The following is a 10,817-nucleotide window of genomic DNA, read 5'->3' as shown; positions in this document are numbered from 1 at the left end:
GGCGGGCTCCGCCGCAGCGCCCGGGCGACCTCGAGCAGGATGGCCACCGCCGCCGCGTTGTCATCCGCGCCGTGGTAGGTGTGGCCGCCGACGTGGCCCAGGTGATCATAGTGGGCCCCCACGAGCACCCACCGATCCTGCTCACCTCGGAGGGGGGCCAGGATGTTCGCGCCATCGCAGCCTGGAACGGGCTGCTCCACAGGCTCGAGCCCGGCCTCTCGGAAGGCCTCCACCACGAGGGCTCGGGCTGCCTTGCCTCCTGCGCTCCCAGGGGCCCGGCCGGCGCACTGACTCGAACAGAGACTCTCGATGAAGGATCGCAGGGACATGGCGGGAGGCGGAGGGTGCGGGTTCAGCGCTCGATGCGGAACGTGACGACAGTGCCTGCGTGGTCGGAGGGCCAGAGGCCTGAGGACGTCCGGTTGCTGAGCTCGTCTCCGACGACCTCGGCCGAGGTCGGCTCGATCCCCTCACCGGCGTAGAACACCAGATCGATGCGCTCGTCGAGCCGGGAGAGGTCGGTGGTGTTCACCGTGTCGTTGAAGCAGCAGGTGAAGCCGTTGCCCGAGCCTGCCACTGTCCAGGCGTCGGTGTAGCCCGCGTCCTTGAAGATGTTGTAGCCGGGCGTCGGGCTGCCGGGGCCCGTGTTGAGATCGCCCACCAGGATGAGGGGCTGGCTGTAGCCCTTGAGGATCCCCACGAGCTCATGGGACTGCTCCTCGTTGGCGGGCATGATCCCTTCGACGTGCGAGTTGACGAAGGTGAACTTCGCGCCATCCACCTCCGCATCCACCTTCGTGAAGCCGCGGGTGAAGGTGACGGAGCTGCCGCCCACGGCCACCTGGGCGTTGTGCACGTAGTTCTGCTCTACCTGCGCTGACGTCTGTACGTCTCCGCGCGCGAGGATCACGTCGTAGTCCGTCAGGCGGAGGTCGGTGAGATCGTTCGCGTTGCCCGAGAGCGCGGCCGGCAGCTCGGAGTCCGCATTCTTCACCCTCGCCGCGATGCGGTAGTCCAGCCCGCGCTCCCGGATCTTCGCCTGCAGCATCCCGAGGAAGTCCTGCGCATCCACCAGCGCATTCACCGCGCCGTTGGAGAAGAAGTCGCTCGGGTACTGCGTCCGGTAGAGCGAGACCTCCTGGAGACCGACCAGCGCCGGCTTCGTCGCCTCGATCTCGGCGGCGAGCGCCCCGGCCCGCTCCGCGAAGTTCGTCGCCAGCACCGTCCCGTAGAGCTGCCCGGCGATGCCCGGGATCTCCTGCCCGGACTTCGCCTGGGACAGCAGGAAGATGTTGCCTCCCAGGTAGATGTTGCGCGTCATCACAGTGACGTCGACCGGGCCGGTCGGCTTTTCGTCATCCTTGCCACAGGCGGCGAGGGTCAGGGCAGAGCAGGTGAACAGGGGGATCAGCAGGTGGAGCCTGCGACGCGAGAAGGGACTCATGGCGCTCGGGTGAGGTGAGGGGGGGAGCCCGCAGGGCGGGCGGGTGCGGGGGCACCTCGCGCGCGAATGTAGCAGGAGGGTCACGAGGCGAAAACCAGGCATGACTCCCAAGGGCCCGTGCATATGGGGCACGCATGTGGCACCAAAGCTGCGAGCAACTGGCCTGCTCCTCCTTCGCCCAAACCTGCCTCCTGCCGCTCCTCTCCCCAAGCGAGAACAACCAACGGAAACTCGGCACTTTGAAGTGGACCCCGTCTTTCGGACCACCCCGTTATTTGGACTGCCGGGCGGCAGGCGTCGCCCGGCTTCAGCAGGACTCGAGCCGATGCAACCAAGCGGGCTCGCGCTCAAGGCCTCGTGATGCTGACGCAGGAGACCTTGCCGTTGAGCTGGTCGTCGATATGCAACTCCGCGAGGATGTCGTCGGTGTCAACCGGCTCCTCGAAGTGAGGGATCGTCGCCCGGAACACGGTCCGCTTGATGGTGTACCTCGCCCAGTCGTCCGTGTCCCTGCAATCCGGGTCGTTGTAGACCTCGATCGTCGTGCCGGCCTCCACCATCGAGAGCACGATCGAGCGCGCCTCGTCGTTATCGCAGGAGGGATGCGACTGGAAGCGGACGAGCTGGGTGTCAGCACTCAGATCGCACACCTTGTTCTGCGTGCCGTCATGGCCCTCGTAGAACGAGAGGACCCCCTGGAGTGTCGACGCCGTCGTCACCTCGAGGCGTGAGATCTGGCCGTCGAGGCCGTTGTTCGGGAAGTGGAGCACGCGAACTTCAGGATCCTCGAAGGTGCTCTGGAAGCTGTCGATCGTCCGGCTCTTCAGCGGAGCGAGCGCTTCGATGACCGTCCAGTCGTCCTGGCGGTTGCCGCTCGGGCTGTCGTACAGGAACAGCAGGGCGCCCTGCGGCAGGTCGAACGCGGTCAGCGACCGCGCCACGTCGTTGTCACAATCGCCCGACGCCGTGAAGTCGAGGGACACGGGCGAGCCCACGCCCACCGAGCACACGAGGCCCTGCGTACCGGTGTTGCCCGCGTGCAGGTCCACGATGGGCCCGGAGGGCTCCAGTGCAACCTCGAGCCGGGAGACCTGACCGTTGAGCTCATTGTTGCGGTGGAACACCACCCGCACATCGTCATCCTCGAAGGAGCCCTCGAGTGTCCCGATGAGCTTCTCGCCGAAGGCCCGCTTGACGCGGATCTCGACCCAGTCGTCCTGCCGGCTGCCGCCGGGGGAGTCGAAGAGGCGGACCACGCGGCCCGCGGGCATGTCGTAGAGCTTGACGGACTCGGCCTCATCCTCGTCACAGTCCCCCGGCCCCGAGAAGTCGATGGAGGAGGGCTGGCTCGCGGTCACCGAGCACAGGAGGTTCTGTAGACCGTCTGCGCTCTCATACAGATCGACGAGAGGCCCGGAGGCTTCCGACGCGATCTCGGCCCGGGAGACCTTCCCGTCGAGGCCGTTGTTGCGGTGGTACACCACGCGCACGTCGTCATCCTCGAACGAGCTCTCGAAGGTGCCGATGAGCTTCTCCGAGATGGCTCGCTTGACGCGGATTTCTACCCAGTCATCCTGCCGGCTGCCATCGGGGGAGTCGAAGAAGCGGAGCACACGGCCCGCGGGGGTATCGAAGATCCGGATGGATTTGGCCTCGTCGGTGTCGCAGAAGCGCGGGTCCGCGGCGCTGAAGTCGAGCGCGTCATCGGTCGCCGTCGACACGACGCAGACGTGATCCTGCGTGCCACCGCTGCCCTCGTACAGGCTGACTCGGGGTCCTCGGATCCGGTAGTTCTCCAGGGTCGCCGCCGTCTCGTTGATGCGGCGAGCGTTGTCCGCGCTGCTCGCCTTCCCCACCGGCCGGCCATCCGGGGGGTTCGTCTTGAGGGGCGTCGAGAAGAAGTCGATGCGCGGGCACTTGAGTTGTGGGGTCTCTTGCTTGCACCGATCCTCGTACGCCATGATGGTGCGCCACTGGCCCGGCACCGTGATCAAGCCATGGGCGTAGAGGGGTGGCCACGGGATCCAGTCGGCCTCCCAGTCGTGACGTGCGCCCGAGAGGTGTCCGACCTCATGCGAGAACGAGTGCAAGTCGATGCATCTCTCCTTCACGACGGCGAAGGCTGAGTCATCGTCAGCATCCTCGCTGTACACGGCCAGGTTGGCCTGGCCACAGTTCGTCATGCTCTTGAGCAGCAGCACGACGAGGTCGGCCCCGAAGCGGTCGCGGAGCGCGTGGATCTCGTCGATCTCACCGTCGCTCGTATCCTGCAGCTTGCTCAGGTTCTCGCCCGAGTCCGTGGACTCCGTGAGCTGGACGCGCGCGGTGTGCACGAGGTTCAACCGCTGGAAGATCCCGCTGTTGCCGTAGGCGCCATTGGCCATGGTGATCGCAGTGTTGATCCGAGCCTCGACCGCCGCGGTGTCGATGAAGCTTGCATCGACGTCCTGTGTGTACAGCACCATGATGTCCAGCACCGGGTTGGGGTTCACGGTCAGCGGTGCCCGGCGAGGTGCCTGTGGGCGCATCCCGCCGCTCGAGGACAGGGTGGCCGCCGACACGGCCATCCGAGGCGCGGCCTCTCTGGGGTAGTCACTCTCGGTGAGCTCTTGCACCGTGACCTGACCTGGAGCCACCGAGTGAAGGTTGTAATGATAGACAAGGCCCCGGAAGACTCCTGCCACCCTCCCGTTCACGATGGAGAGGTACCCGCTGCCCGCGTGGGGAAGCGCGAGCTGGCCAATGATGTTCTCACCATTGCTGACGGTTTCGACGCGAACCTGTTGAAGGGTGAGCGTGAGATCTGGGAACAGTGTGAAGGAGAGCTGGCCTCCCGTGGCGGCCGCGATGTGCGCGTCCGTCAGGAGGCTGGTCGTGTCCAATGCCATGGAGTTCGAGCGCACAGGCGCGATGACGAGTGGGGCGAAGCGGAGGTCGTCGAGCAGGTACGTTCCGGTGCTCTCGTTGGGAACGTTGAGCAAGAAGCGGAACTGCAGGTCGGTGCGGCGCGCCGCCAGCGCCTGCTTGACGTCGGCGGGCACGGAGAACGAGAGCGCATGGGACGCGCCTGTCGCCAGGCCTGTGAGCGCCACGTTCCCGAGTGAGCGCTCCGTGGCGAGGCCTGCCGAGGGACACACGACACGGATCTCGAGATCTCCGTACCACCAGGGGTTTGCCTGCTCGACGGGGAGGTAGAACTGGACGGTGAGCTGATCGCTCACCGTGAGGCCACCGCTGAACACCGGGCGCGCGTTGATGACGGAATACCCCTGGGCGTTGATGCCCAGCGAGGCCACGCCTTCTCCCGCCGTCTGCGTCGAGGTGAAGATGGGCACGGAGGCCGTGAACTGGCTGGCGCTCTCGAAGCCGAAGACGCTCAGGTGGTCCTCCTCGGTAGGCTCCGCGTCGAAGCGCAGGTTGTCGATGATGTAGGGCCCGGTGTGCAGCGGGAGGACGAAGTCGAGCTTGAGCGTGACGTCCGTGGGCTGCGTCTCGAGCGCTTCCCGGACCGCATAAGGAAGCTTCCAGACGAGGGTGTGGAAGGCTCCGGCGCTCCGTCCCATCAAGGGATAGGAGCTGAGGGCAACGTTGGTCACTCCCATGGACGGAATGGAGATCTGGACGTCAACCGAGCCGTTCCAGTCCGGGTCAGCCTGTGGCCCTGGGATGCGCAGATCGAGGGAGAAGTAGGGGCCCACCCCGAGACCCGCCGCCGAGAAGGGCTCGCTCGTGAGCCTCGCCACAGCTGGCGTCGAGAGCTGGAGCGCGGCGGCGCCCTGGGTCTTGTCCACGGACGTGAGCGAGAGCTGAGCGTCCTCGACCTGCCATGAAGTGGTGTCCTCGCACCCCAGGACGCCGCTGGCATCGAGTGTGGACGCAGCGGAGACAGGGGTGATGGGCGTGGTGAGGGCGCGATCCGAGTCAGCTCCAGGGTCGGAACAACTGGCTGAAACGAGGAGCAGCAACGCAATGGGAGCGGCCCTCTGCAACACCTTCCAGCTTAAGCTCATCGAGTATCTCAGGAGTTCTGTCATGGCTGTCTCATCCTATGGAGGTGGGGTCCAAGTGAACCGCAGCACCTCGAGGTCAGTGCCTCCGCGGTGCTGCGTCGAAGTGGACGTGGCGCCATTGCCATATCCGCAGCGCCGATTCCAGCGCTGCGTCACCATCCGCCAGCGCTCCGGAACTTAGAGGGTGCCGCGCAGCACGTGCAGGGAGGTGAGGTTGTCCTCGAGCTTGTAGCTCTCCAGGAGGAGCGGAGCGTCCGCGGTGACGAGCTCGCGGATCGTCTCGAGGTATCCCTCCAGCTCCGCGCGGGCCTTTCGAGGGATGGCAGAGTGGGTGTCGGTCATTCGGTCGTTCCAGTGCACGTGGAAGCCGAGGATTCGCTCCCGCACGGCCGTGACGAGCTCCCGGAACGCCGTATCGCTCGCGGTGATGCGCGCATGGGCCAGGTCGATGATCACGCCCAGCCGGTCAGAAGAGACCTGGTCCAGCACGTACCGGAGTTCCTCCCCGCGGTCCCCCATCCTGCAGAAGCCGAGCTCTGCCGGGTTGCAGGGCAGGTTCTCCAGCCCGAGCTGGACTGGCGAGCCCTCTGTCCGCTGCAGGATCTCCCGCACCGCGCTGGCGACGATGTCCATGCACCGGGATTTCTGTGCGCTCTCGGCATTGGAGAAGCCGGCGGAGCCGAGGTGGACGGTCACCCACCGCGCTCCGAGCGTCTCCGCCGTCTTCACCGCTTCGCAGACGATCTGGACGGAGACCTCACGGATCCGGTTCACCTTCTCGGCCAGGTTCGTCCCCATCGGCGAGTGGACGCTCAGCGGCAGCTCCCGCTCCTCCGCCAGCGCCCGGATCTGCTGCAGGTAGAAGGCATCGAACATGGGGGAGTCCGGGTCGGAGCCGGGGATTCCCAGCTCGACGTGCTCGAACCCCATGCCGTCGATCGAGTGCATCAGGTGCTTCCACCCGAGCCCCTTCTTGCAGCAGATCCCGATCCGCTTCCCCGTGAGCTGCTCTTTCATCCGTCTTCCCTCGCTGATGGTCGGGGACTACGCGTGTCCACATGTGTGAAGAACAGATCCAATAGGAAATAATAGCGGGTGCATGCCGGATTGACGTGTTCGAGGCCGTAGCTCTGGAGGAAGTAGTCAACATACGCCTCGCCGAGGTTGAACCGCACGCTGTCGGCCGCCAGCGCCAGATCCCGGTGCCGGTCCGCAACCCCGGCCAGCCCCCAGTCGACGAACCCCATCACCCCCTTGGCGCTGAGGAGCTCGACCCGCCGGAGGGGCTCCTGCTCCAGCAGCGCCTGGTGCGCGGGCAGCCCCTGGACTTCGGACAGCAGGAGAAAGGCGTGCCCCTCATGCTCCGTGTAGTGGAGGACCTCGGGCACGGGCAGGCGGCCTTGCAGCCATGCGAGCCGGTCGCGCTCGGCAGCGAGATCCTCGTGAGACGCAAGCGCCGCGATCTTCAAGTAGGCGCGGCCGGCACCTGGCCGGTTGAGCCGGTAGAGGAACGTCCCGAGCCTGCCATCCGGTAGCCGCTCCAGGGAGCTGCCTGCGCATAGCGCAGCCAACGAGGGTGGCCAGCTGGCGCTGCCGTCCGCGAAGCTGGGGTCTGGTAGGGGCGGGGCGATGTGCCGAGCAAAGCATGGCCGGGGACGACGACCAACGGCGAAAGGCGGCGGCCTTGCGAGGACGGCCTACCATTGTCAGCCGCGGAGGATTCGACCTACCCTCCCTTGCTCGGCTGGTTCGCGACGCACCCGATGGGAGGAGCGCAGATGCAACAGCGCGGCAACGAGCTGGACGTCCTGCTCATGACCACCAACTTCGGGCTGATTCAGCACTTCCTGTTCATCTTCTCGGGGACGCCGCTGAAGAAGAAGATCAAGCTGGATGGCCTCTTCCTGGATGATCGCCTACTTCGATGTCTGGTCACCGTTCCGGGACGGCATCCGCATGGTCGAGAAGAAGGTCCGGCTCGAGGTGCCGGAGGCCCAGGTGGAGATCGCGGACCTCATCGATCAAGGCGATCCGCCCGCGCTGAGAGGGGCCGTGAAGGGCTCCTGACGCAGGGACTGGAACTCCGGGCTGCGGGGAAGCTCGCGCGGCTTCATCCACTGCTGAGCAGTTGTCTCCCGCCGGGTGTTGGCCATCGGGAGGATCGCCTGCGGGAGTGTGGCCGGGGCTGAGGCTCCTTCCTACATCCTTCCACGCGGAGGCAGCATGCGACGGGTGAGGGTGTGGGCTGCGTGGCTGGCGATCCTGGCCATGGCCGGGTGCGGGAACCGGAAGGGCTCGGATGGCCCACAGGCAGGAGCGCAGGGCGCGGGTGGCCCCATGGAAGTGGAGGTGATCGCGCTGACGCCGGGGGAGGTGCGAGACACGGGAGAGTACCTGGGCCAGCTCATCTCCCGACGCACCGTGACCCTTCGTCCGCAGGTGGCTGGCTATGTGCAGGCCATCCGCGTGCGGCCCGGCGAGCAGGTGACGCAGGGTCAGATCCTGCTGGTGGTGGATCCCCGGCAAGAGCGTGCGGCGCTGCGTGCGGCGGAGGCTCAGCGCTCCTCGTCGGTGGCGAATCTCGAGTATGCCCGGCGCACCCGCGAGCGCGCCGCCCAGCTCTACAGAGAAGGGCTGATGAGCCGCCAGGAGTATGAGCAGGCCGTGGCGCAGGCCAGCTCGGCCGAGGCCAACGCCCTCGCGGCCCAGGCCCAGGTGCAGTCTCAGCAGGTGCAGCTCGGCTTCTATGAGGTGAGCGCGCCCTTCGCGGGGGTGGTGGGGGACATCCCGGTCAAGGTGGGGGACTCCGTCACTCCGGAGACGGTGCTGACCACCGTGGATCAGAGCCGGGCGCTGGAGGTCTCCGTCCAGGTGCCAGTGGAGCGTGCGGTACAGATGCGTGTGGGGCGCACTCCGGTGGAGCTGCTGGACGCGGAGGGGAAGCCGATCGTCAGCGCTCCTCTCTTCTTCGTGGCTCCCACGCTCTCGGGCGTCACCCAGCTGGTGGAGGCGAAGGCGGCCTTCGAGAACCACGCGGGGCTGCGCGCCGGGCAGCTCGTGCGCACGCGGGTGGTCTACGAGACGCGCCAGGCGCTGCTGCTGCCCACCTACGCGGTGTCGCGGCTCGGCAGCCAGTCCTTCGCCTATACAGTGGTCTCAGGAGACGGCGGCATGGTGGCGCAGCGCCAGCCGGTGACGCTCGGGCAGCTGGAGGGCAACGCCTACGAGCTGCTGGAAGGCCTGGAGGCAGGCACGCAGGTGGCTGTCAGCGGCGTGCAGCTCCTCAAGGATGGGCAGCCCGTGGCTCCCAAGCCCGCGGCGCCCAAGGGGGCCCAGCAGGGAGCGGGCGTGGGCGGAGCATCGGACGCGGGGCAGTGAGGCGAGCACATGTTCACGGACTTCTTCATCCGCCGCCCCATCTTCGCCACCGTGCTGTCCATCCTCGTCACGCTGGTGGGGGCCATCTCCATCCCCTCGCTGCCCGTGGAGCAGTACCCGGATCTGTCGCTGCCGCAGGTGACGGTGAACTCCACGTACCTGGGTGCGTCCGCCGAGGTGGTGGAGAGCGCCGTCACCACGGTGCTGGAGCGCGCGCTCAACGGCATCAAGGGCATGCGCTACATCAGCTCGAACAGCACCAACGAGGGCGGCAGCAGCATCACCCTCAGCTTTGAGCCCGGGTACAACGTCGACATCGCCGCGGTGGACGTGCAGAACCGCGTGGCGACCACCTCCGCGCGCCTGCCGGCCCAGGTCAACGCGCTGGGCATCACCATCAACAAGACGCAGTCGCAGCTGCTCATGTCCTTCGGCCTGTACGATGCCGAGAGCCGCTATGACCGGGGCTTCCTGAGCAACTACGCGGACGTGTACCTGCGAGACTCGCTCCTGCGCGTCAAGGGCGTGGGAGACGTGCGCATCTTCGGGGAGCGGCGCTTCGCGATGCGGCTGTGGCTGGATCCCACGCAGCTCGCGCGCCGGGGCCTCTTGCCCCAGGATGTCGTGGCGGCGCTGCGTGAGCAGAACCTGCAGGTGGGCGCCGGGCAGGTGGGACAGCAGCCGGCCCCCGAGGGGCAGACGTACCAGTTCACCGTGCGGGCCCTGGGGCAGCTCACCACGCCCGAGCAGTTCAATGATCTGGTCGTCCAGCGCGGGGCCGACGGCTCGCTGGTGCGGCTGAAGGACGTGGGGCGCGCGGAGCTGGGGGCGGAGAACTACGGACAGCTGCTGCGCTTCAATGGGCGCGAGGCGGTGGGCCTGGGCATCTTCCAGCTCCCAGGCTCCAACGCGCTGGAGGTGCGTGACGGGGTGGTGGCAGCGCTGGAGCGCCTCAAGGGCAGCTTCCCGCCGGGCCTCACCTACGAGCCGGCCTTCGACACGACGCGTGCCGTGCAGGCCTCGATCGAGGAGGTGCTGACCACGCTGGCGGAGGCCATCGTGCTGGTGGTGCTCGTCATCTTCGTCTTCCTGCACGGCTGGCGCAGCGTGCTCGTGGTGGCGACGACGCTGCCGGTGTCCCTGGTGGGCACCTTCGCCTTCATCAACCTGTTCGACTTCTCCATCAACACGCTGACGCTGTTCGGCTTGACGCTGGCCACGGGCCTGGTGGTGGACGACGCCATCGTGGTCATCGAGAACGTCGAGCGCATCATGGAGGAGGAGAAGCTGGGTCCACGCGAGGCCACGCAGCGGGGCATGCGGCAGGTGGCTGGCGTGGTCGTGGCCGTGGCGCTGGTTCTGTCCGCGGTGTTCGTCCCGGTGTCCTTCTTCCCGGGCACCACGGGCGCCATCTACCAACAGTTCGCGCTGACCCTGGCCTTCTCCATCGGTCTGTCGGGGCTGGTGGCCCTCACGCTGTCTCCGGCACTGTGCGCACGGCTGCTCCGAGGGCGTGAGGGAGAGAAGTGGCGCGCGGCCCGCTGGGTGGACCAGACCCTGGACGCCTTCCGCCGTGGGTATGGACGGCTGCTGGAGCGGTTGCTGGGCCGGCTCCGGTGGGCGGTGGTGGCGGCTTTCGTCGCCTGCCTCGTGGGCACGGTGCTGCTGTACCGGTACACGCCCACCGGCTTCATCCCGGCGGAGGACCAGGGCTACCTCATCGTCGCGGTACAGGGACCGGAGGGGACCTCCCTGGACTACACCCGGAAGGTGCTGATCCAGACGGAGGAGGTGCTGCGCCGGCAGCCGGAGGTGGCGGACATCTTCACCGTGGGAGGCTTCTCGCTGCTGGGAGCGGGTTCCAACACCGGCACGCTCTTCATCAACCTTCACCCATGGGACGAGCGGGAGAAGGAGGAGCAGGGGGTGTCGGCGCTGGTGAACCGGCTGCGCGGGCAGCTGCTCTCGGTGGGCGGAGCGCGCGT

General features: G+C 67.1%; 8 protein-coding genes. 3 read left to right on the top strand and 5 right to left on the bottom strand.

Translation table 11 applies throughout. The features are described from left to right. The 5 genes from VD972_RS03615 to VD972_RS03595 all read right to left on the bottom strand — a co-directional run. Positions 1-236: M28 family peptidase (locus tag VD972_RS03615; RefSeq protein ID WP_324980770.1), on the bottom strand; the 236-nt coding region annotated here is incomplete at its 3' end. 116 nt (positions 237-352) lie between these two features. Next, the gene (locus VD972_RS03610; RefSeq protein WP_324980767.1) at positions 353-1,444 is read right to left on the bottom strand and encodes an endonuclease/exonuclease/phosphatase family protein; all 1,092 of its coding nucleotides are present in this window, start codon (positions 1,442-1,444) and stop codon (positions 353-355) included. A 347-nt stretch (positions 1,445-1,791) separates the two neighbouring features. Then, a complete protein-coding gene (locus tag VD972_RS03605; RefSeq protein WP_324980765.1) occupies positions 1,792-5,454 on the bottom strand; it encodes a reprolysin-like metallopeptidase in 3,663 nt (1,220 codons plus the stop codon). 177 nt (positions 5,455-5,631) lie between these two features. Next, positions 5,632-6,471, bottom strand: coding sequence for a sugar phosphate isomerase/epimerase family protein (locus tag VD972_RS03600; RefSeq protein WP_324980763.1), 840 nt, complete (start codon positions 6,469-6,471; stop codon positions 5,632-5,634). After that, entirely contained in the window at positions 6,468-7,025 is a 558-nt protein-coding gene (locus tag VD972_RS03595; RefSeq protein ID WP_324980760.1) for a phosphotransferase, read from the bottom strand. Before VD972_RS03595 ends, VD972_RS03600 begins: the two co-directional genes overlap by 4 nt. Positions 7,026-7,347: 322 nt before the next feature. On the opposite strand from VD972_RS03595, the gene VD972_RS03590 reads away from it, so the two are divergent. The 3 genes from VD972_RS03590 to VD972_RS03580 all read left to right on the top strand — a co-directional run. Then, positions 7,348-7,521, top strand: a complete 174-nt coding sequence (locus VD972_RS03590) for a hypothetical protein (protein ID WP_324980757.1) — start codon at positions 7,348-7,350, stop codon at positions 7,519-7,521. A 156-nt stretch (positions 7,522-7,677) separates the two neighbouring features. Beyond that, entirely contained in the window at positions 7,678-8,832 is a 1,155-nt protein-coding gene (locus tag VD972_RS03585) for an efflux RND transporter periplasmic adaptor subunit (protein ID WP_324980755.1), read from the top strand. A gap of 9 nt (positions 8,833-8,841) precedes the next feature. After that, positions 8,842-10,817, top strand: a 1,976-nt coding sequence (locus tag VD972_RS03580) for an efflux RND transporter permease subunit (RefSeq protein ID WP_324980752.1), incomplete at its 3' end; no start/stop codon positions are given.

The organism is Hyalangium sp. (assembly GCF_035629615.1).
Classification (GTDB): domain Bacteria; phylum Myxococcota; class Myxococcia; order Myxococcales; family Myxococcaceae; genus Hyalangium.
This window is presented reverse-complemented; position numbering and strand designations above follow the sequence as displayed.